The 21,774-nt window shown below is 53.6% G+C and carries 19 protein-coding genes and 4 tRNA genes; 14 read left to right on the forward strand and 9 right to left on the reverse strand.

Annotation, left to right across the window (positions count from 1 at the left end):
* Positions 1 to 3: 3 nt before the first annotated feature.
* On the reverse strand, positions 4 to 861 hold the full coding sequence (locus tag DOQ08_RS02100) for a metal-dependent hydrolase (RefSeq protein ID WP_206074761.1): 858 nt from the start codon (positions 859 to 861) through the stop codon (positions 4 to 6).
* A 160-nt stretch (positions 862 to 1,021) separates the two neighbouring features.
* Between DOQ08_RS02100 and DOQ08_RS02105 the strand changes: the two genes are divergently transcribed.
* From DOQ08_RS02105 to gspD, 4 genes are all read left to right on the forward strand, one after another.
* On the forward strand, positions 1,022 to 2,530 hold the full coding sequence (locus tag DOQ08_RS02105; protein ID WP_114333248.1) for a flavin-containing monooxygenase: 1,509 nt from the start codon (positions 1,022 to 1,024) through the stop codon (positions 2,528 to 2,530).
* 195 nt (positions 2,531 to 2,725) lie between these two features.
* Positions 2,726 to 3,517, forward strand: coding sequence for a type II secretion system protein N (gspN, locus tag DOQ08_RS02110; protein ID WP_114333878.1), 792 nt, complete (start codon positions 2,726 to 2,728; stop codon positions 3,515 to 3,517).
* A gap of 1 nt (position 3,518) precedes the next feature.
* A complete protein-coding gene (locus DOQ08_RS02115; protein WP_114333249.1) occupies positions 3,519 to 4,385 on the forward strand; it encodes a type II secretion system protein N in 867 nt (288 codons plus the stop codon).
* A gap of 32 nt (positions 4,386 to 4,417) precedes the next feature.
* Positions 4,418 to 6,367 carry a type II secretion system secretin GspD gene (gene gspD / locus DOQ08_RS02120; RefSeq protein WP_114333250.1) on the forward strand — a complete coding sequence of 650 codons (1,950 nt, stop codon included), beginning with the start codon at positions 4,418 to 4,420 and terminating at the stop codon, positions 6,365 to 6,367.
* Between the two features lie 173 nt (positions 6,368 to 6,540).
* On the opposite strand, the gene DOQ08_RS02125 is transcribed toward gspD, so the two are convergent.
* Positions 6,541 to 6,900 carry a winged helix-turn-helix transcriptional regulator gene (locus DOQ08_RS02125; RefSeq protein WP_114333251.1) on the reverse strand — a complete coding sequence of 120 codons (360 nt, stop codon included), beginning with the start codon at positions 6,898 to 6,900 and terminating at the stop codon, positions 6,541 to 6,543.
* 120 nt (positions 6,901 to 7,020) lie between these two features.
* Here DOQ08_RS02125 and DOQ08_RS02130 point away from each other — a divergent pair, with 120 nt between their 5' ends.
* Genes DOQ08_RS02130 through DOQ08_RS02140 form a run of 3 tightly spaced genes read left to right on the forward strand, consistent with a single transcriptional unit; the run spans position 7,021 to position 8,418 of the window.
* Positions 7,021 to 7,611, forward strand: a complete 591-nt coding sequence (locus DOQ08_RS02130; RefSeq protein WP_114333252.1) for an NAD(P)H-dependent oxidoreductase — start codon at positions 7,021 to 7,023, stop codon at positions 7,609 to 7,611.
* A gap of 14 nt (positions 7,612 to 7,625) precedes the next feature.
* Entirely contained in the window at positions 7,626 to 8,006 is a 381-nt protein-coding gene (locus DOQ08_RS02135; RefSeq protein WP_114333253.1) for a cupin domain-containing protein, read from the forward strand.
* A 10-nt stretch (positions 8,007 to 8,016) separates the two neighbouring features.
* Positions 8,017 to 8,418 carry a GFA family protein gene (locus DOQ08_RS02140; RefSeq protein WP_114333254.1) on the forward strand — a complete coding sequence of 134 codons (402 nt, stop codon included), beginning with the start codon at positions 8,017 to 8,019 and terminating at the stop codon, positions 8,416 to 8,418.
* 206 nt (positions 8,419 to 8,624) lie between these two features.
* Here DOQ08_RS02140 and DOQ08_RS02145 read toward each other — a convergent pair whose 3' ends face one another.
* From DOQ08_RS02145 to purE, 6 genes are all read right to left on the reverse strand, one after another.
* Entirely contained in the window at positions 8,625 to 10,607 is a 1,983-nt protein-coding gene (locus tag DOQ08_RS02145; protein ID WP_114333255.1) for a M48 family metallopeptidase, read from the reverse strand.
* A 10-nt stretch (positions 10,608 to 10,617) separates the two neighbouring features.
* Positions 10,618 to 11,202, reverse strand: coding sequence for a LemA family protein (locus tag DOQ08_RS02150; RefSeq protein ID WP_406565339.1), 585 nt, complete (start codon positions 11,200 to 11,202; stop codon positions 10,618 to 10,620).
* A gap of 26 nt (positions 11,203 to 11,228) precedes the next feature.
* Positions 11,229 to 13,298, reverse strand: a complete 2,070-nt coding sequence (locus tag DOQ08_RS02155; protein ID WP_114333257.1) for a putative bifunctional diguanylate cyclase/phosphodiesterase — start codon at positions 13,296 to 13,298, stop codon at positions 11,229 to 11,231.
* A 248-nt stretch (positions 13,299 to 13,546) separates the two neighbouring features.
* Complete coding sequence (locus DOQ08_RS02160) at positions 13,547 to 14,125, reverse strand: superoxide dismutase (RefSeq protein WP_114333258.1); 579 nt, start codon at positions 14,123 to 14,125, stop codon at positions 13,547 to 13,549.
* 71 nt (positions 14,126 to 14,196) lie between these two features.
* Positions 14,197 to 15,315 carry a 5-(carboxyamino)imidazole ribonucleotide synthase gene (locus DOQ08_RS02165; RefSeq protein ID WP_114333259.1) on the reverse strand — a complete coding sequence of 373 codons (1,119 nt, stop codon included), beginning with the start codon at positions 15,313 to 15,315 and terminating at the stop codon, positions 14,197 to 14,199.
* Positions 15,316 to 15,352: 37 nt separating this feature from the next.
* A complete protein-coding gene (gene purE, locus DOQ08_RS02170; protein ID WP_114333260.1) occupies positions 15,353 to 15,844 on the reverse strand; it encodes a 5-(carboxyamino)imidazole ribonucleotide mutase in 492 nt (163 codons plus the stop codon).
* 175 nt (positions 15,845 to 16,019) lie between these two features.
* Here purE and DOQ08_RS02175 point away from each other — a divergent pair, with 175 nt between their 5' ends.
* From DOQ08_RS02175 to DOQ08_RS02195, 5 genes are all read left to right on the forward strand, one after another.
* On the forward strand, positions 16,020 to 16,967 hold the full coding sequence (locus tag DOQ08_RS02175) for a coiled-coil domain-containing protein (RefSeq protein WP_114333261.1): 948 nt from the start codon (positions 16,020 to 16,022) through the stop codon (positions 16,965 to 16,967).
* 131 nt (positions 16,968 to 17,098) lie between these two features.
* Complete coding sequence (locus DOQ08_RS02180; RefSeq protein ID WP_114333262.1) at positions 17,099 to 17,959, forward strand: DUF2846 domain-containing protein; 861 nt, start codon at positions 17,099 to 17,101, stop codon at positions 17,957 to 17,959.
* Positions 17,960 to 18,215: 256 nt separating this feature from the next.
* A tRNA-Val gene (locus DOQ08_RS02185) sits at positions 18,216 to 18,291 on the forward strand.
* Between the two features lie 63 nt (positions 18,292 to 18,354).
* Positions 18,355 to 18,431, forward strand: a tRNA-Asp gene (locus DOQ08_RS02190).
* Positions 18,432 to 18,438: 7 nt separating this feature from the next.
* A tRNA-Val gene (locus tag DOQ08_RS02195) sits at positions 18,439 to 18,514 on the forward strand.
* Between the two features lie 120 nt (positions 18,515 to 18,634).
* Here the strand turns inward: DOQ08_RS02195 and DOQ08_RS02200 are convergent.
* Positions 18,635 to 20,041: a 3-oxoacyl-ACP reductase gene (locus tag DOQ08_RS02200; protein WP_114333263.1), complete on the reverse strand. Its 1,407-nt coding sequence runs from the start codon at positions 20,039 to 20,041 to the stop codon at positions 18,635 to 18,637.
* Positions 20,042 to 20,226: 185 nt separating this feature from the next.
* Here DOQ08_RS02200 and DOQ08_RS02205 point away from each other — a divergent pair, with 185 nt between their 5' ends.
* Positions 20,227 to 21,546 carry an acetyl-CoA C-acetyltransferase gene (locus DOQ08_RS02205; protein ID WP_114333264.1) on the forward strand — a complete coding sequence of 440 codons (1,320 nt, stop codon included), beginning with the start codon at positions 20,227 to 20,229 and terminating at the stop codon, positions 21,544 to 21,546.
* Between the two features lie 97 nt (positions 21,547 to 21,643).
* A tRNA-Met gene (locus DOQ08_RS02210) sits at positions 21,644 to 21,720 on the forward strand.
* Positions 21,721 to 21,774 lie beyond the last annotated feature (54 nt).

Raw genomic sequence — 21,774 nt, forward strand, 5'->3', positions numbered from 1 at the left:
TAATTAGGCGGCTAAGCCTTCCTGGTCAGTAAGAAATTGATCTATTTGCTCCAGATACTCGCGGTTGTCGTGATCCCACGGGTGAAAGTCGGGTCGAAAGTAATCCAGATAATTGCCGATTTGACGGCGCAGTAATCCAATATCTCCCATCGTGTATCTGAAAAAGTTCCTCCAGCCGTCCCAGTTGGTGATTTGCCCCTCATTGCGCAATGCAGCAATAAACGCAGGAATCGTTAACCCCCAAAAAATCACGGTCGCCGTAACGAAGCCGGCACTTCGGCCTAGGTAGGCTCCTGCGCCTTTCCCCATGACGACATCCCAAACGTCATAAGCAACGGCTTTGTGCTCGGTTTCTTCAAGAGCGTGCCAGCGCCACAAAGCGGCATATTGCGGATCCGCGCCTTCTGTGACAAGTGGATCGGATAACACTCCGTCTGCCAACAGGGCCGTAAAATGTTCCAGAGCGATCGTCGATGAAAGTCCGAAAGATTTGGGTGCATGTTTGGTCGCGCTTTTCAGCAGTTTGGTCACTCCCCATTCAAACGTTCTGGCAGCCGGTGTTTTGGCTAAGAACGCGGAATTGTACTCCTCATGTTCACGACCATGCATCGCCTCTTGACCAATAAAGGCTGTGACGGCTTTTTTTAACTCAGGGTCTTCAATTTTGTCCCGATAGGCTCGAACGCTATCGATAAAGAATCGCTCACCGACAGGAAGAATGGTTGAAAAAATATTGAGGAACGTCGTGAAAACCGGGCCGCCAGAATAGTGCCACTCACTAATAATCTTTGGGTCCAAGGCGAACTGAATATCGCGTCTTGTTGGCATTAACATCGGTGTGTTCTTGTTTGGCTGACTCATATTAGCCTCCAAATGGCGTTGATTTTTTATGTGCACCAATTAATCACCTGTACAACGTTACATTGGTCAGTGTAGCATTATCTACAGTTTCTGTTCCCTCTGGCTGAAGTGATGGCTGCGGAGGGTAATTCTGTAATGGGCCAGTTGGCGCGGAGATAATATGAGTAAGCACGTTGATGTATTGATCATAGGGGCCGGCTTGTCTGGGATAGGGGCAGCTGCTCATCTGAGAAGAAATTGCCCCCAAAAGACATTCGCGATCTTGGAAAGTCGATCGTCTATGGGCGGCACTTGGGATCTGTTTCGCTATCCAGGTATCCGGTCAGACTCCGACATGTTCACGCTGGGCTATAGCTTTAAACCATGGACAAGTGAGAAGAGCATTGCCGACGGCGCTTCGATCCTGAACTATATAAAGGAGACCGCTCGCGAATACGGCATCACTGAGCAAATCACCTATGGAATGCAGGTTGTTCGTGTCGAGTGGAATAGTGCGCAAGCGCAATGGAAAGTTATTGCCATTCTGAACGATAGCAACGAAGAGCATGTTTTTACGTGCAATTTTTTGATGGGTTGTACGGGTTACTATAACTACGAGGCGGGTTATACGCCTGAGTTTCCGGGCATTGAAAAGTTTAAGGGGGAGGTTGTTCATCCCCAGAAATGGACGGATGACATTCAGTACAAAGATAAAAGGGTCGTCATTATTGGGAGTGGAGCCACGGCCGTAACCTTATTGCCTGCGATGAGTGGCCAAGCGGAACATGTCACGATGTTACAGCGGTCGCCTAGCTACGTGGCTGCTGTCCCGGAGAAAGATCATATTTCTATTGGCTTGCGAAAGGTCTTGCCTGAGAAGCTGGTCTATAAATTGGCTCGGGCAAGAAACGTTGCTGTCCAGCTTGGCGTTTACCGGCTTTCCAAACAGAGGCCCAAGGCGGTGAGACGACTTCTGCTAATGGCCGCCAAGCGCCAGCTAGGCAGCGATTTCGACATGACTCATTTCTCACCTCACTATAATCCGTGGGATGAAAGGTTGTGCGCGGTACCCAATGGCGATTTATTCAAAGCGTTGAAGCAAAAACAAGCTTCTGTGGTTACTGATCATATCGACAGCTTTACCGAGCAAGGGATTCGACTGAAATCCGGTAAGGTGCTGCAAGCCGACATGGTTGTTACAGCGACTGGATTGGATATGAAAATATTCGGAGGGGTCACGCCTGTCGTCGATGGACAACCTGTGAATATCGGTGAATGTCTGATCTATAAAGGCTCCTTGGTCAGCGGCATGCCGAATTTCTCTATGACGTTTGGATATACCAACTCATCCTGGACGTTAAAAGCCGATCTGATAGCTGAGTATTGCTGTCGCCTGATCAACTATATGGATAAACAAGGAATCCCTTACTGCGTCCCCGAAGCCCGGTGCGATGAATACTCTGATGCGCCGTTTCTAGACTTGCAGTCGGGGTATGTGGCGAGGGCCAGGCATTTGTTGCCGAGGCAAGGTAATAGCGGCCCGTGGAAGGTCATACAAAGTTATTTGCACGACACTGCGGTGATTCGTTTTTCAAAGGGCAGCGAGCCCGGGTTGAGGTTCGCAAAAGCAAGTCCGAAGAAAAAGACAATAGCCGCCTTGCTGGGCCCGGTAGGCCTCAAATTTTCCTGAAATTCGGGCTGGGGGTAATCGTTTCTGCTCGCGAGAATTGACGCATAACAAAGTTCAGTTTTTTGCTCTTTTTTGGTTTGTATAGAAAACCCCGCGCTGGATCACATCCACGCGGGGTTTTTTGTTGCTTTAATCATGCGCTTGGCAATTGTGTTTGTTAGACTCGGCAACCGGCTTACAAATGTGCACGATGCAATGAGTGAAGATACCCCAAAAGCTTTTTTTCGCCCCGGCAAGTTCATCTTGCTGTTGCTACTTGGGCTGTTTGTCTTTGCGGTGACGCTTGTTATTCGGATGCCGATTGGCTGGGCCTGGCATCAGGTGTCCGGCCAGATCGACCTTCCGCCTCAGGTACAAATTCGTCAAGTGTCCGGTAGTCTGTGGGGTGGCGCAGCGAACGTGCAGTTAGCGGGGTTTCCCGCACGGCTTCAGTGGCAACTGGATTGGCCCTCGCTTACGGACTTGACCCTTCCGGTCGCATTCACAGTTTCTTCCTCGCAATCCCGATTGCAAGGCGTTGCCATTGGCGGTTGGTCAGGCAAATTTGAAGTAGAGGCCGACGGCGTTGTGACCGTTGCAGAATTTAAAGATCTGATCCGCCAAAGCGGTGGGGCGATGATAGAGGGCAAGGTGGCCATTGACCATTTGAACCTGCGTTGGGCTAATGAACGGTTGCAACACGCCGAAGGCATAGGGCGTTGGGATGGTGGCATGGTCACCTGGCCAATGGGAAACCAAACCGGGCAGGCTCAGTTCCCGCCAATGCAGGCCAGTTTGGATACCGTAGATGGCGGTGTCGCTTTGGATGTTTCGGAGCAGGGCGGTGACGGGCCTGCGGCGGATGCAAGTATTCTCTGGAACGGCATGATGGAAATTCGCGTGTACAAGCGCATGGTTGATTTGGCACAACAGCCTTGGTCTGAGAACAGTCGCCCAGGTGATGTGGTTTTCCGGGTTAAGCAACCTCTTCTGCCGGGAGGTTTGTAACGTGTCAGTATTGTCCGTGAAATCGCAAGAGCGGGTGTCTCGAGCATTGGCGAATATACTGCTCGTCGCCTTGGTCATGTATTTGGGGGTGGAGCTTGCCCGGATTGCCTGGTTGTATACCTGGCCAGAGCGGCCTGTGCCTGAATTGTATGGGCAAGTATCGGATGCACAGGGTGGCTTGCAGGGTAAGGGTTTGGCGCCAATAGCTGGCTATGAATTGTTTGGCCGGTCTGAGTCTCAGGCCGGTGTAGCGGATGTTATTCGAAAGACAGCCCCTGAAACCGGCCTGCGGTTGCGTTTGGAAGGTGTGCTGATAGGGCAGCGCCCGGAAGACTCCGGTGCTATAGTTGCCGGAAGCAATGGAGAAACGGAATACTACCGAGTAGGCGATAGGCTGCCGGGTAACGCGGAGCTGGCCGAAGTTGAGCCAACGCGGATTTTAATCAGGCGAGGTGGGCGATACGAATCGCTGGCCTTTGAAGAGGTACTCGGTGTTGACGGGATTGTGGCAGAAACGCCGGAGGAAGAATCTCCGCCCGCCGGTTCTCCCGATGGATTTCTGGCCAGCGCCAAGGCTCAGCTTGATACTCAGGGCGCCGCAGCGCTCCGGGCTTATGGGTTGAGCCTGGCAGGCGACAACGGCCAATCCGGATACGTGTACGATGGCTCGAATGCCATGCTGAACGCCGTTAACCTGAAGCCCGGTGACGTAATCACTGCATTGAATGGCCAGCGATTGGGCGATTTTGAACAGGATAAAGCGTTGTTTGACGAATGGCGCAGCCAGCCACGGCTGGATATAGAAATAGAACGTAACGGAAGTCTACTTACGGTCAGCTATGCCATTCCCGAGCAATGGCGCAACTGATCGGGTAATTCAATACAGGACGAAACCGCCAGATGTATAACCATAAAACAAACATCCTCAGGGCTCTCTTATTTGTTCTTCTGCTGCCGTTAATGGCCGTGGCACAGGCGCAGGAGGAAACCTGGAGGCTGAATCTCAAGGAAGCAGATATCAGGGCCTTCGTAACGCAAGTTGCCGACATCACAGGCTACAGTTTTGTGGTGGACCCGCGGGTTAAAGGTAAAGTCACGGTGCTTTCGAGCGCACCGATGAACAAAGACGAAATTTACGATCTCTTTCTGGCGGTTCTGAACGTGCACGGCTTTACCGCCATTCCAGGTGAAGAGGTTGTAAAAGTGGTGCAGCAGGTGGATGCCAAACAATCCGCTGAAATACTGGATCGATTCAATACAACGCCCTCCGAACAGCTGATTACCCGGGTTATCCAGATTGATAACGCCAACGCCCTGGAGCTGGTGCCGATTCTTCGTCCATTGGTGGCTAAATACGGGCACCTGGCCGGCGTAGCGGCGGCCAATGCTTTGATCGTTAGTGATCACTCTTCCAACATTCAGCGCATTGAACAGATCGTTCGTGAACTCGACAGTCCTTCCCGTTCGGAGGTAGAAGTTATCCAGTTGCGGGAGGCTTGGGTTGGCGACATGGTGAAGTTGCTGCAGGAATTGGCACCGAGTGAATTGGGTCGTGCGGGCAACGATAATGTCGCCAAAAAGTACAACGTGACCGCCGACGAACGTAGCAATCGCCTGATCCTACGCGGTGACGAAGTCTTCCGTGAAAAGATGCGTGTGCTGATTCGCAAGCTGGACCAACCTTCCGCAAGTGGCGGTACTACGAAGGTGATCCGCCTGCGCCACGCCGATGCGAAAACCCTGACTGAAATACTCAAAGGAGTCATGGGCGAAGCCATTAAGGAAAGTGGAGGCTCTGGCGGTACCGGTGGCAGTGCAGGAAACCCGAACAACAACTTTGCTGTTTTCGCAGATGAAGGTTTGAACGCCTTGGTGGTTCGCGGCGACCCTTCCTTGATGCAAGAAGCGGAACAGATCGTTTCTCAATTGGATGTTCGCCGTGCTCAGGTGATGATCGAGGCGGCGATTGTTGAGATCAGTGATGAGCTGGGCGACCAGCTAGGTGTGCAACTGGCCGCTGGCGACGAATCCGCGTCGGCTCTGCCAGTACTGGGCACTAACCTGACCAGCGGTTCGGGCATGGTTGGCTTGAATTCTGTGATTGGGGCGTTGGTTGGCGACGTGGTGCCGCAACTGGGTTCGGGTGTCACCATTGGTGCGGGCAACCGTGACGAGAACGGAATTACGTGGGGGGTGCTGATTCAGGCATTGTCCTCAGCGTCGGCGGCAAACCTGTTGTCTACGCCGAGTATCATTACTCTCGATAACCAGGAATCAGAAATCATCGTGGGCCAGAACGTGCCGTTCCGTACCGGGCAATCTACCGTCACCGGCGATGGCACAACCAACCCGTTTACCACCATAGAACGCCGAGACGTGGGCCTGTCACTGAAGGTGACTCCGACCATCAGTGCAGACGGCTTAGTACGCATGGTGGTTGAACAGACAACCGAGGATATTTCGGCGACGACAGTAGCCGGAGCCTCCGATTTGATTACCAATAAGCGGGAGATCAAAACCACGGTACTGGCAGACGACGGCGAAACCGTTGTACTGGGCGGGTTGATCAAAGACGACTATCAGGTCAACAAGAGTAAGGTGCCGCTGTTGGGCGACATTCCGTATCTGGGCCGTTTGTTCTCGTCTGAGAGTGAAACTCGCGTGAAGCGCAATTTGCTGGTGTTCCTACGCCCGACCATCATGCTTGGAAAGCAAGATGCGGCAGCAGCGACTCTGCAGAAGTTCAACCGCCTGTGGGATGTGAATCTGGAGGTCCGAGAGAAATTGGGCTTACCGGAGCCCGATGCCGAACCTGCGGTGGAAATGCTGTTTGATGGGCGTCGCTATTAAACGCTGATCCGGTAAGAAAGGGGCCAGTTCCCGGCACACTTGAAGGCTTGCGAGCCGTGCCGGGAGCTGGCCTTTTTCGTGTTCGGGGTTGGCTTCAAGATGTTGAGGTTGGCCGTTTTGGTCGCAAAGCGAACATTCGAAACAAAGTACTCCTTTAGGTTTTTTAAGACCCATTACTGAATGTCGTTCTGTTCTGACCACACCCGCAATTCATCAAGAATCTTCAATGCACTACGCCCGAAGTCGGTCAACTCGTAAGTTACCGCCACTGGCCGGTCGTTGATTACTTTCCTAACTACCATCTGTCGCGCTTCCAGCTCCTTCAGCCGTTGATCAATCATTTTCTTGCTAGCTCCGCCCAGCATGCGAGCCAAGTCATTGAAGCGCACCGGCCCATCTTTGAGATGAAAGATGATAGACCCGGTCCACTTGCCGCCGATGACTCGCATGCCCCGCTCAATGGAGCAGGGTTCTAGGCAAACATTGATGGCCGTTTTTCGGCCTTGAGCGTCTGTTTCCACATGGCTTCCCATGATCTCACCCTAAAAAATTAGAAGGTTACTAAAAGTATACTAATTGATTCGTCATTACAGGTAACCATAGTATACCAGTAATGGATAAGTTACTCACAAACTGAAAAATCGGAGACGCTCATGAGCAACGTTCTTATCATCAATGCCCATCATCACTATCCGTTCGCTGAGGGCAAACTGAATGGCACCCTGGTGCAGATGGCCGACGAACTGCTAACCGCTAAAGGTCATCAAACTCGAATCGTGGAGGTGGATAAAGGTTGGGACGTGGACCAGGAACTGGAAAACCACCAATGGGCGGACATCGTGCTTTTGCAGACCCCGGTAAACTGGATGGGCGTACCTTGGACCTTCAAGAAATACATGGATGAGGTGTACACCGCCGGCATGGGTGGCGCTCTGTGCAATGGAGATGGTCGCACGGAAGAAGCGCCCAAGGCGAACTACGGCTCCGGCGGCACCCTGGCAGGCACAAAGTACCTGATCTCACTGACTTTCAACGCGCCAAAAGAATCGTTCGACGATCCGAACGAATACCTGTTCCAAGGCAAAAGCGTGGATGACCTACTGTTCCCCATGCACATGAACTTCCGTTTCTTTGCGATGGAACCGCTGGAAACCTTCGCCTGCTACGACGTGATGAAAAACCCCCAAGTGGAAGACGACTTCCAACGCTTTTCCAAGCACCTCGACACCCACATTCCGGGATAATTCAGGAGCCGATGATGTCACTCAGAACACATTCAAGACTGCTGCTTTTAGGGATGCTGGTATCGATGACCGGTGTTGTCACGGCAGAGGAAGAGCCTCATCAGGCTGCCCATGTCACGTCTCCTGACTTTTACACCGTGCTAAAGGAAAACGATCAGGTTCTAGTGCTAAAAATGGTGCTGGGGCCCGGTGAATCCGACGCCATGCATCGGCACCACAATGAGACCGTCTACTTCCAAAAGGGCGGCCAATTAAGCATTGAATCGCTTAATGGCGACACCTTGGAAGCAAAAGTCCCAGACGGCCATGTGATGTGGCATCAGGCCTGGCCCCATCGGGTAACCAACGTCGGAGATGACAGCGTGATCGCGATTATTGTGGAAGACAAACCGTGAGGACAACGTCATGACAGAGAAACACTCCGTCCACTGCGATTGCGGCGCGGTGGGAGTCACCATGACCGGAGCCCCGAAGGTGCATGGGTACTGCCACTGCGAAGACTGCCGGGACCTGCTTCAGGTGCCCTATCACTCCGTTCTGGCGTGGGAGTCAGAGCAGGTAGAGGTTACCCAGGGAGCGGAATCGGTGAAATTCTTTCAGCACCCCACCAAACGCATGACGCGGGTGTTTTGCTCTGATTGCGGCGAGGTGCTGTACAACACCAACGCCATGGGCTGGAAGCTGGTCTCACAACTGTTGGTTCTGAAAACTCACGACCACACCCTTCCGGAGAGCTACCAGCCCAGCAGTCATTTTTTCTACGACCGCCGAATCATAAACATTGATGATTCGCTGCCGAAGCGATGACAAGGGCTATTCCAGCCACTGGTGATGGGTCAAAGTTCGGTTAGAGAATAGCCTTCCGAATCGCACACAGGCAGCCTGGATCCCACGCTGCCTTTCAAGCCCTGAATGTTCGCTTTTGTTTAATGGCAAACCTATCAGTAGCCCTCAGGGTGTGCCTACATGGTTATAAAATGTCGAAACAGCGCCGCTTATGGTTTCCCGAACACTTACAGTGGCGGCATAGGGCAATCCAGTTGATCGGCTACCAGCCTCATCAATTCGTATTCCCGAACCTCCACCTTGCCGTCATGCGCAATGCAGTGACCGCACGCATCGATGATGCCGGGCTTCAATAAGGGCGACAATCGGCTCAGAGAGGCTAGAGCGGCCTGTAGCTCTTTGACAGAGACTGTTGAAGCCGGAGGCTGGTTTGGCTGAGAGAAGAAGCCTGCGATGGCTTCCTGGTAGAGTTTGGCTGCCTCTTTCTGGGAATGGGAGCCAGCGCGGGCGAATAGCCCGACAACACATTCAATGTCAGCCCTTACCGAGCGATAGTTCCTGTGCCTTACCGGCACCGCCTGTTCTGCGTTGGGAGCCAGGTGCCGGTTCAGGAAGGTGTTCAATGCCAGTTCGAATAGGCTCAGCCGATTATCGGCAGCGACCAGTTTTTGGACGTTGCTCAGGAGTAGGCGGCGTTCGTCGGCATCTAACTTTCTGAGTGCCGGCATTGCCAATTCGAGAATCGGGAATCGGGCGGCTTCACCCAGCGTTTCAAGAGTGGGGTGCAGCTTGGCCAGTATGTCCTGCTGTTCCCCCATCAGCGTGTGTTCGGGCAAAAGTGCTAAACAGCGCTCGCGTTCGTTAACGGGGAGGTGGTACGTCAGCAAGCCGTAACACAGCTGGATAGCGCCGGCCCGGGTGTAGAGCAGGTTTCGAAAAGTGGCCGGCAGTTGCTGCAAGAGGTCGGCGGCAAAGGCTTCGCTTTGTGGCGTAACGGTGCCCACCCGAGTGGACAGCTGGGTGGCTGGCTGCGGCGCGGTTTCGATGAAGGATGACCGTAACGGAGAGAGTCGGGCACCCGGTGTGCCATGTGCAGGGCCTGCAACTTGATTGGCCAGATCGGCGAATTGAACTGCCTCGGGCTGCGGGGTGTTTGTTTGTAGCCTGGCACTCGGCTCGGTATCTCTCAAACGGCTTCGAAGCCGCGCTAATAATCCGGGTTGTATGGCGTTGATGCGTTCATTGACGGGCGGATGTGAAGCCAGCAGCGAGCTGAATTTCATGCGGGCAGACTCACCAAAGCACATATGGTTCATGTCGCTGGCGTGGCTGGTGGTGTCGAGGTACGCGCTGGCCATGCCAATTTTGAACAATGCACCGCCAATGCCTTCCGGATTTCGGGTGAACTGTACCGAAGACGCGTCTGCCAGCATTTCCCGTTGGCGTGACACTGCCGCTTGAATCAGGCGGCCGAAGAAAACGCCTACGTAGCCGATAATCATCAGAACCAGGCCCAGAACGCCCATGGCGAATTGCGCGCGATTGTCGCTGTTTCGGCTACGTGTGGCGCTGCCGTAGAAGCCCGCTCGCAGGAGGAACTGGCCAATTTGGCCGATCATCAGGATGCCCGCAAGAATGGCAATCAGCCGTACGTTAAGGCGCATGTCACCATTTAGAATGTGGCTGAACTCGTGGCCCACCACGCCTTGCAGTTCGTCCCTGTCGAGTTGCGACAGAGCCCCTTTGGTGACCACCATCACGGCTTCACCCGGGCTGTAACCCGCCACAAATGCGTTGATGCTGGTTTCACCGTCCATCACGTAAAGTTCGGGCACAGACACGCCACTGGCAATTGCCATTTCTTCGACAATGTTACGCAGCTTGCGTTCGTCGGGATCGCGGGTATCCGGATCGATCAGCCGTGCCCCGACCATTTTCGCAACGCGTGAGCCGCCTCCGGCCAGATCCGCCCAACGGACCAACGAACCAATTCCGATCAAGATTACGACGGCCGCAGCCGTGGTCATGCCGTGCGACGATAAAAGCCAATGATGAAAGGGGAGGGGGGAGCTTTCACTGCGGGTAACGAGGTAGCCGACCAGGCATACCGCCAGTGTGATGAGCACGACGGCTGTCAGAAACAAAACAACCAGAAGGCTCGTGTTGCGCCGGGCATTGGCCTGGCGCTGAAAGAAACCGGGTGTTGCCATGAATCAGGCCTCAGAAACTGACTTTCGGGGCCTGACGGGCTTCGGGGGATTCCAGTTGAAGTTGGGCGGTTTCTTTAAACGCGAACATACCGGCGATGATGTTGTTGGGGAACTTTTCGCGGAAGATGTTATAGGTCATCACACCGTCGTTGTAAGCTTGGCGTGCGAAGGCGACCCGGTTTTCGGTACTGGACAACTCTTCCATCAACTGCTGAATGGTTTCGTTGGCTTTCAGTTCCGGGTAGTTCTCGGAAACGGCGTAGAAGTTGGCCAGTGCCTTGGTGAGCAGGTTTTCTGCGCTGCCCAGCCTCTGCATCTTGGTATTATCGGCGGGATCTTTGGCGGCGTCTTTCTGAGCGCTAACGGCATTGTTGCGCGCCTCCATGACCTGCGTAAGCGTAGACTTCTCGTGGTCTAGGTAGCCCTTAGCCGCTTCGACCAAGTTGGGAATGAGGTCGTGCCGACGTTGCAGTTGTACGTCTATCTGAGCAAAGCCGTTTTTGAACTGATTGCGCAGTGAGACCAGATTGTTGTAGATAAAAACCAGATAAATCACGACAACCGCGATAACAACAAGGCCTATGACTGTTGTCATTCCCATGCTTAACCCTCGAGCTGTATTTAAGCGTTATTTTCCACGATGTTGGCGTGGAAAGTCTTTACAAATTTCTCAAAATCATCCGGTAACAGAGGCTTGCTGAAAAAATATCCCTGTGCGAGTTTGCAGCCGCGTTGCGTGAGGTAGTGCTCTTGCTCTTCCGTTTCCACACCTTCCGCAATGACGGTCAGGTTGAGGCTTCGGCCCAGATCGATAATGGTGTTGGCGATCCGTGTGTCTTCTTCGTTGACCAGAAGATCCTGAATAAATTGCTTGTCGATTTTCAGGTGCTGAACCGGCATCTTTTTAAGGTAGGTCAGCGATGAATAGCCGGTGCCAAAGTCATCTACGGCAATGCTGATCCCGGCGCGGTGCAATTGATGGAGTTTGGCGACCGCATCGGTGATGTTGGTCATGAAACTGGTTTCCGTGATTTCCAGTTCCAACCGGCCTGGCGGAATTTGGTACTTGGCGATGCAGGCCAGAATATCTTCCACAATGGAGTTTTGCCGTAATTGGACAGCCGACAGGTTCACCGCGATTCGCAGGTGGGAGCCGGCAGCCGCCCACTGTGCAACCTGTTTGCAGGCTTGTTCCAGCACCCATTTTCCAATGCTGACGATATGGCCGCTGGTTTCAGCGATGGGAATGAATTTGTCCGGTGCTACAAAACCGTGTTCAGGATGCACCCACCGTAACAGGGCCTCAGCCCCAATAATGCGTTTGGTTTCCAGGTTAATCTGGGGTTGGTAAACAATATGGAATTCCTGATTTTCGATGGCGTGAGTCAGGTCTTTTTCCATCTGTTTACGGTCGCGAATTTCCTGATCGATGCTGGCAACGTAAAACTGAAAACGGGTGTGGTTGTTTAGTTTCGCGAGCGCCATCGTCTGTTCGGCGCTTTGCAACAAGCGGTCTGCTTCGCAGGCATCGTTCGGGAAGATCGAGATGCCCAGAGTGGATGTCATAGAGATGCGATGACTGCCGGCTTCAACAGGGGTGCCCACAATGGACAAGAGTTTCTCTGCCGTTTCTGCCGCGTGAAAGTTGTCTCTGAGCTTTTTCTCGACAATAACAAACTGATCGCTGCCTAAACGAGCGAGCGTGAAGCGGTCTGGCCGGAAGTTTGCGCTTAATCGGTTGGCGACGGTTTTCAGTATCAGGTCACCGGTACGAAAACCGCATTGCTCGTTCACCGATTTAAAATCATCAATGCCGCACACCATCAGAGAGAATGAGTTGCCCTTGGCTTTGGAGGCTTCGATGATATTTTGCAGGTCTTCCAGAAAAGCATCTCGGCTGGGAAGGCCGGTTAGCGTATCAATGCGTGCCAGTTCATTAACCCGATCTTCGGCCTCACGATGCTTTTGCTGGCTCTCTGCAATCGCAACAAGCAAGTTGTTGGTTGCGTTGACCCAAAGCCCAAGCTCGTTTTTTTCGTGCCCCTTGGGGACCGAGAGTAGGTGTTCATCCGGGTAATCGGGATTGACCTTTTTCAGGGCGTGCACAATACGCAGCAGGGGCCCCGCCAAAAGCCAATTGAAGAGTATGAACAGCGCAAGCCCAAGAATTAAAGCGATCACAAGACCCGAGGTGAAGGTTGTGAGTGCCCGCATCAGCCAAGTGTTGGCATCGTGTGCGGTGTCCAGATGAATCTCAAGGTAGCCGTATGGCTCGCTCGGATTATCATGACGTTTTAAAACTTCCCGATAGACCCACACTTTGCCGAAAATAAGGTCGGTAATGGGGCGAAAGCCCAGCTTGCTTGGAGCGCGCCTTCGGCTGCTGAGCACATTGCCATCGAGGTGCGAAATGCGCGCAAAATTAATGGCTTCTAAGGCAAATAGACCGTCAACAACCTGTTGCCCCAGCGTCTCGTCAATGCTGAAGACGGCTTGAGTGGCTGCGTCATACACCATCGCAAGCGTTTCTTCTGCCTGACGCTCAAGTTCTGATGACACCCTCTGTGCATCCAGCACAACCTGTACGGTGCTTAGCGCAAGCCCTGCGATTAACGCAACAGCCAGCACCCACCCCAGGATTCTGAAACCCAGATGGTTTTCGGCTTCAAGCGTTTTTCGTGTGCGGATCATTGCAGCTCATTTGTCTGGGCTAAAAGGGCCTGGGGTCGCGTTAGAAAGCATTTCACACGTCAGTATGGACGGTGATGATCGTAGTGCCACCGAGTATGCCTGAAATTTGTGTTATGTCCTGAAAACGCGTGTATCGTTTTGTTGCACTTTGAACTATGTCAAAAACAGAAACGCCCGCTTAGATGTTCCAAGCGGGCGTTCTTCGTTTCACAGCGAGGTTTTATTCGCTGTTAGTCCGGAATGCGGTATTAGGCCAGGTTTTCGTTCACGAAATCCCAGTTAACCAGCTTCCAGAAACCTTCCAGGTAGTTCGGACGGCTGTTGCGGTAGTCGATGTAGTAGGCGTGTTCCCAAACGTCGACAGTCAGAACTGGCATGTCTGCGCCAGTCAGCGGCGTTTCGGCGTTGCTGGTGTTGACGATCTCAACACTGCCGTCGGCCTTTTTAACCAACCAAGTCCAGCCAGAACCGAAGTTGTTGGCGGCTTTGTCGTTGAATTCTTTCTTGAAGTTATCGAAAGAGCCAAACGCTTTTTCGATGGCTTCTTTCGCTGCGCCAGTTGGCTCGCCGCCGCCGTTAGGCGTCAGGCAGTTCCAGAAGAAAGTGTGGTTCCACACTTGGGCAGCGTTGTTGAACAGAGGGCCGCTGGCGCTCTTGATGATCTCTTCCAGAGACTTATCAGCATTGTCCGTACCGTCAACCAGGCCGTTCAGCTTGGTTACGTATGTCTGGTGATGCTTGCCGTAATGGAACTCAAGAGTTTCCTGGGACATGTGCGGTTCCAGTGCGTTCTTTTCGTAAGGCAATGCGGGAAGTTCAAATGCCATGAGGTCGTTCTCCCTGTCTCTCTTTGTTTGTGAGTGTGCGTACAAGCAATATAGGGGCGAATTGTTTTAATTCAAGCCTTTGCTGTGAGACTGCACGTAAAATCGGGACTGCCCGGTAGGAACTGGGCGCAGTTTTTCACGCGCCAGACCAGTTCTTCATAGCTGTCCGCCAGAATGTTGATGTGGCCAAGCTTGCGCCCGGCGCGTTCGCCCTTGTTGTACAAGTGGACGTGCGCATAGGGTAACTCGAGAATGCGCTCGATGTCGCCATGCTCGCCGATGATGTTGATCATGCAGCTCAGTCCACGAGCTTCGACGTTGCCGAGTGCGTGGCCGCTGACCGCTCGAATATGGTTCTCGAACTGGCTTGTCATAGCACCTTCAATGGTCCAGTGGCCAGAATTATGAACCCGGGGTGCCATTTCATTGGCAACCAAGCCGTTTTCTGTTTCGAACAGCTCCAGTGTGAGCACGCCCACGTACTCTAATTCGTTGAGCAGTGCTTTGATGTAGCGCTCGGCGTCTTGCTGAACATGGGCGGGTAGCCCGGGTGCAGGTGCAATGGAGTAACGCAGAATGCCTTCGTGGTGTGTGTTCTCGGCTATCGGATAGAAGGCGACATCGCCATCTTCCGAACGCACGGCAATCAGCGATACTTCACGGCTGAAGTTGACGAACTTTTCGACAATAACCCGTGGGTGGCCGATGGATGCCCAAGCAGCTTCGGCTTCTTCCGGGCTTTTAAGTACCGCCTGGCCTTTGCCGTCATAACCTTCGGTGATGGACTTGGCAACCACTGGGCAGCCGAGGGCTTCGGCTGCAGCTTTTAATGATTCCGCACTGTCAGCGGTTTTCCATTCGGGTGTGGGAATGCCGAGCTGGCCGAACAAGGTTTTTTCGGCTTCCCGGTTTTGACACACCTGCAGCGCGCGGGGGCAGGGGTGTACCGGTTTGTGCTGTGCCAGCTTTTCGGCAACATCCACCGGTAAGTGTTCGAATTCGTAGGTGACGCGGTCAACTTTAGAAAGAAAGTTGTCCAGCTGTTCTCCGTTCCGGTCTACGATGGTCTCGCCAAGGCCAGCACTGGGGCTTCCCGACATGTCGTAAAAGACAAAGTCTTTGGCTAGCGGGTATCCGGCAAGCGCCAGCATGCGCCCTAGTTGGCCAGCTCCTAGTACACCGATTTTCATTCGAACGCTCCTGCCTTTTAAGGTTTTGGAGTGGGCATTACTGATCGCTGGGATCAGGGTTGTCCAGCACAGTCTGTGTTTGAGTTGCCCTGAATTCGTCAACCGCTTTGCGCACCTTGTCGTCAAAGGTGCCGATAATCTGGGCCGCCAACAAACCTGCGTTAGTCGCGCCAGCTTTGCCAATGGCGAGGGTGCCAACCGCGATGCCGCCGGGCATTTGTACGATCGAGAGCAGCGAGTCCAGGCCGTTCAGGGCTTTGGACTGAACCGGCACACCCAGCACGGGCAGGGAGGTTTGAGATGCAACCATGCCCGGAAGGTGAGCGGCACCGCCTGCGCCTGCGATAATGGCCTTCAACCCACGATCTGATGCCGTTTTGGCGTAGTCAAACAAAAGATCAGGTGTGCGGTGGGCGGAGACAACTCGTGTTTCATAGGGCACACCGAGTTTGTCGAGCATGTCGGCTGCGTGTTCCATGGTGGGCCAATCGGATTTTGAGCCCATGATAAGGCCTACAAGCGGCTGCATAAGCAACAGTCCTGTGATAATTGGAAAGCCGGCCATTGTATGGATTGCCCCCCCGCCATGCAAGATAGAGGAGGCTGTTGTACAAGGCACCTGTATGGTTATTCATTTTAACGTTTTGATTGGCGAGCGTATTATCTAATCTTATTTATTAAACCCTTAGTATTCAGGAGTTGTAATGGAACCCATTCGTCCCGATGACGATGAGCTGCGAGCTGATGAACCCTTTGGCGGTGCCGAGCCAAGAGAACAGGTAAAACCGAGAGCAAAGCCGGAGAAACCGACAGAGCCGCCGAAGTCGCCAAAGCCTCCCAAAGATAGCGGGCGAGCGGGTGGAGGCGCGTTGGTTTGGGGCCTGTTGGTGATTGTGGCGGTAGCGGCCGGGGCTGGTTGGTACCTGCAGGAGCAGCGTATTCAGGTTCTCGAAAGTCAGCTGCAGGATGCTGACTACTGGGCGCGGCAAAGTAATCTGGCGCTGGCGCGCTTTGAAGGTGAGCTGTCCGAAACCGGAGAATCCTTGCAGGAGCGAGGGGCTCGGCTAGAGCAGCAGATCGCCAGCAATGAAAAGCGCCTGGATTCAGCCGATAGCGAGATTCGCAAGCTTTGGGTGATTGCGAACGAAAAGAATAAGCAGCGGCTGAACGAGCAGCAGCAAAAAATTGTCAGCCTTGAAAAACAGTTGGCGGGTGCAGAGAAGTCCGTTTCTGACGTTGACGCGCGTCTGGAAAAAGTTCGCACCGGGCTTGTTGGGGATGTGGCTCAGGTGTCAGAGCGTCTGAAGAGCGCGGTTGCGGCTCTTGAGCAGGCAGATAGAGCCGCCGAAGAACAGCTTGCTGCTGTTGGGCAAAAAATAGACGGGGTTGAGCCGCTGGTTGAACGTCGTCTTAAGCGTTTTGAGCAAGAGCAGAAACTGGGTATTGACGGCCTGGAGGCGCGGATCGCGACATTGGAAAAGAAAGTCGGGTCCCAAGTCGATGGTCGAGAGGTTCGAGCATTGAAGGCCCAGCTATCGGAGTTGAAGCAAGCGGTCGCGTCTATTGATGCCTCAAGGGCGCAGCTAACATCCCGGTTGGTTCGTCTGTCCGAGGAGGTGAACCAGCTTCGATCCGGAGCCGCAAGGCAGTAACCTCGGCGAGTCGATAGGGCGCAAGGGGTGAATGTAACGGTTTGTATTCATCCCTTGCGGTAGCTCTCATTTCTCTTGGGTGGCAGTTGATATGATCAGGCAACTCGAAAAGGGATGAAGAGTGTAAAACAATGAGAATCCGAGTGCCTTTCGTTAAGAGCGTCGCCATGCTCTGCTGTGTGGTGGCGTTGTCCGGTTGTACGGTATACCAATCTATCGGTAAGAGTGTCGGTGGCTTTCTGCACCCGGTGTCGGGACATAACTTCGTGCACATCGATACCGATGAGTGGGACCAGAACAACGCGCTGCTTTATTTCTATCGAACCGACTCTGAATGGGCGGGCGACGAAATTGAAGCACCCAGCGTTTATATTGATGACCATCATTACTTCAATATCCGAAATAACAGTTTTACCTGGCTTGAGGTGGCGCCCGGTGAACGGCACATCGCTATGCGCCGGCCACTGCTGGGGCTGGAGGGGTTGGGCTCATTCAGTTTGAGCTTGATAGCCGATGCCACGCTGAATGTTGAGTCGGGTCAGATTTATTATCTGCGCTATAACGAACTCACGGAACCGGATGAGCGTCACCCAGAATTAGATCCTGATGATCCGTTGGCTTCCGGAGACTTGCAGTTAGTGACCCGAAGCTATGCGATGAAGCCGCGCGAGATCGTTTCCACGCTGTTCCTGAACAGCGATCTGTTGGCTCCGAATCACGCCGCTGAGTCAATCGTTGAGAAAAATCAGGATGACGATTATGAAAAGCGCAAGGCGGCTCTTGAAGAGGAGCGGGAGCTGGAGATTGAGCGGTTGAAAGCGCAGGGTAAGTACCAATCGGCCCCATGGTACTGGCCGTTTGGTGGAGGTCCGACGGTGCCTCTTGAAAGCGATCGAAGGCTGCAAGAGCTTGAGCAGCAGTACGCACAGCTTGAGCAAGAGCGCGAGCGCCGCAAGGAAGCTGAGTCTTCTGGCGGCTGGTGGATTTTTTAAGGGTTAAGTTATTGCACTCGGGTGGCAAGTCATTGCGTTGCGCCCATTGGGTTCAAGTCTCTGTTTTTGGTCAATAAATGTCCGGTTGCAGCGGTGTTTCAAAAAACTTTAGATTTTTTCGGGAAAACGTTTGACACCGCCGAAGAAATGCTTAAAATGCGCATCTCACTTGGTTGAGACAGCAACGCTGAATCAGCAAGCGCCAAAAGCGCACAAGTGACTGCTTAAGGCTTGAAGAACAGTAAAGCCTCGAAGTGGGTGGTTAGCTCAGCTGGGAGAGCATCGCCCTTACAAGGCGAGGGTCACTGGTTCGATCCCAGTACCACCCACCACTTTTAAGCAGCAAGCCAGACGAGTTTCTGGCACCCGATTTAGCCTAATGGGTTGAGTCATGCGGAGCGGTAGTTCAGTTGGTTAGAATACCGGCCTGTCACGCCGGGGGTCGCGGGTTCGAGTCCCGTCCGCTCCGCCACTTTTTCGGGTGGTTAGCTCAGCTGGGAGAGCATCGCCCTTACAAGGCGAGGGTCACTGGTTCGATCCCAGTACCACCCACCAGATTTGAAGAAAAGCAGATCCAATCGGATCTGCTTTTTTTTTGCGTTCAAAAAACTTTCGTTACAGGAACAAAAAAGCCGGAAGACTTTCGTCGCCCGGCTTTGAAATGCCTATCGGCGCTTACTTGCCAATCAAAGATTGACCACAAACCCGCACAACGTTGCCTGTAACGCCCGCAGAGGCCGGGTTGCAGTACCAGGCGATGGCTTCGGCCACATCGATCGGCTGGCCACCTTGCGACAAGCTGTTCATGCGACGGCCGGCTTCACGGATGGTGAACGGCATGGCGGCTGTCATCTGAGTCTCAATAAAGCCGGGCGCGATGGCGTTGATGGTGATGCCATCCTTCAGCTGCTTGGCCATGGCCTCAACGTACCCGATCACACCGCTTTTTGCGCAGGAGTAGTTGGTTTGTCCGAAGTTGCCGGCAATGCCGCTGATGGACGAGATGCACACAATGCGGCCGTTCTCGTTCAGCAGGCTGCGGTGCATCAGTTCTTCATCGATCAGTTCTTCCGCAGTCAGGTTGACCGCAATGGTCATGTCCCAGAAATGCTCCGGCATGTTGCCAAGAGTCTTGTCGCGGGTGATGCCCGCATTGTGTACCACGAAGTCTACGCCACCGGTTTCTTTGGCAATGAAATCTGCGATCAGCTTCGGCGCTTTTTCATCGGTGATGTCGCAGGCCAGAGCTTTGCCTTTGATCGCGTCGGTTACGGTTTTCAGATCTTCCAGCGCCTGTGGAATGTCCAGGCCAATGACAGTTGCTCCATCACGAGACAAGGTTTCGGCAATTGAGGCACCGATGCCGCGAGACGCGCCAGTGACCAGGGCGACTTTGCCGGCCAGTGGAGCAACTGGGTTGGTGGCTTTTGCGGTGTCGGCTTTTCCGATGCGAACAAACTGGCCAGAAACATAAGCTGAGCGAGGCGACAGGAAGAAGCGTACGCTGGAATCCAGCTGGTTTTCGGCGTTGGGTGCCATCCAAATCAGGTTAGCGGTGGCGCCCTTTTTACCGATCTCTTTGCCCATGGCTCTTACAAAGCCTTCAAGCGACTGCTGCGCGGCGGCCTGGGGCGCTTTGCGGCAGGTTTGCGGGTCTTGACCGATCACCAGGATCCGGCCGTTGGCGGCCAGTTTACGGATGGTCGGGTGGAAGAAATCGTACAGCGCACGCAGTTCCTGCGGTGTTTTCAGGCCGGTTGCGTCAAACACCAGAGCGGAGAATTTACCGTTCAGTTCAACGGTCACATCCAGTGCTTCGGCTTTGTTGCCTACTTTAGAGGATTCGTCCAAGGTGTCCAGGCCAGTGGCGTGAAATACATTGGCCGGGCTTGCGCCCAATGTGGCGCCCACTGTTGCGACAGCTTTAGCGCCAGAACCGGCGCCCACCAATACATCGCCTTCAATATAAGGCTGATCGACACGCTTCAGGCGTTTCAGTGGGTTGGGCGAGGGTAGGCCGAGCGACTGAGCGGCAGACTTGCCGACAGGGGTGTTGACGAGCTTGAGATAGAGGTCAGACATAAATGCTTCCTATTCGGGCGTTTTGCAAAGAATGCCATAAAGGGTAAGGATTCCTCAGCCTATTGGATTGACTGAAGCCAGTGTTGGTGTTGTCAGACTTGCCAATGAGACGCGCCGGTTTATCGATAGACTTCAGTCTAACGTCAAATTATTCGATTCTTCATTGCGATACAGGACATTTTGATATGGCACAGGCTCAGAAAAGCACCAAATCCAAAGCAGCGAAACCGGGTAACGGTATCCGCCGCGTAGCGGTTATCGGTGGTAACCGTACGCCGTTCGCACGCTCCAACACGGCGTACAGCAAAGTCAGCAATCAGGAAATGCTGACCTCTAGCTTGCGTGGCCTGGTTGATCGTTACAATCTGCAAGGTAAGCGGTTGGGTGAGGTGGTTGCCGGGGCGGTGATTAAGCACTCCCGCGATTTCAACCTGACTCGTGAAGCGGTTCTCAGTTCTGGTCTGGCGCCTGAAACCTCGGCCTATGACATTCAGCAAGCGTGTGGCACCGGCCTTGAGGCTGCGATTTTGGTCGCCAACAAGATTGCCCTGGGGCAAATCGAGTGCGGCGTTGCTGGCGGCACAGATACCACCTCTGACGCGCCGATTGGTGTGGGCGAGGGTTTGCGTGAGATCCTGCTGGATCTAAACCGTGCGAAAACCAACAAAGAGCGCCTGAAGATCCTGAGCCGTTTCCGCCCAAGCCACCTAGCTCCGGAAATTCCGACCAATGGTGAGCCGCGTACTGGGCTGTCCATGGGTGATCACTGCCAGATTACCGCCAAAGAGTGGAATATCGCGCGGGAAGATCAGGATCAGCTGGCTTACGAGAGCCATCAGAAGCTGGCGAAAGCCTACGAAGAAGGGTTCTTTGACGATTTGATCACGCCGCTGGCGGGCTTGGAAAAAGACAACATCCTGCGTCCGGATACCACGCTCGAAAAGCTGGCCACACTGAAGCCCTGCTTTGATCGTGAAAACGGCACCATGACGGCCGCCAACAGTACCGCGCTGACCGACGGTGCCTCTTGTGTGTTGCTGGCCAGTGAAGAGTGGGCCAAAGAAAATGGTCTGGAAGTTCGGGCGTGGCTGACTTTCTCGGAAGTGGCTGCGGTTGATTTCGTTGATAAGAAAGAAGGCCTGTTGATGGCGCCTGCTTACGCCGTTCCGCGTATGCTGGAAAAGGCTGGCCTGACGCTTCAGGACTTCGATTTCTACGAAATACACGAGGCCTTTGCCGCTCAGGTTCTGTCAACGCTGAAAGCTTGGGAAGATCCCGCGTTCTGTAAAGAGCGCCTCGGCCTGGACAAGCCGCTGGGCAGCATCGACCGTTCGAAGATGAACGTGAAAGGCTCCAGCCTGGCAACCGGCCACCCGTTTGCAGCCACCGGTGGGCGCATTGTCTCGACACTGGCGAAGTTGCTGGAAGAGAAGGGGAGCGGGCGCGGCTTGATTTCCATCTGTGCGGCCGGTGGTCAGGGTGTTACGGCTATTCTGGAGCGCTAAATTTCCAGAATGTTGTAATTCCCTTTGACATAAGGCGCTTCACCTCGTATTATTCGCGCCACGTTGATCAAGGCGACTTGGTTAACAACCAGTTTGATGCGGGGTGGAGCAGTCTGGTAGCTCGTCGGGCTCATAACCCGAAGGTCGTTGGTTCGAATCCAGCCCCCGCTACCATTTAAGAGAAAGCCAGATCAGTAGCTTACTGATCTGGCTTTTTTGCGTTTGGGA

The sequence above is a fragment of the Marinobacter litoralis genome, from assembly GCF_003336705.1.
Lineage (GTDB): Bacteria > Pseudomonadota > Gammaproteobacteria > Pseudomonadales > Oleiphilaceae > Marinobacter > Marinobacter litoralis.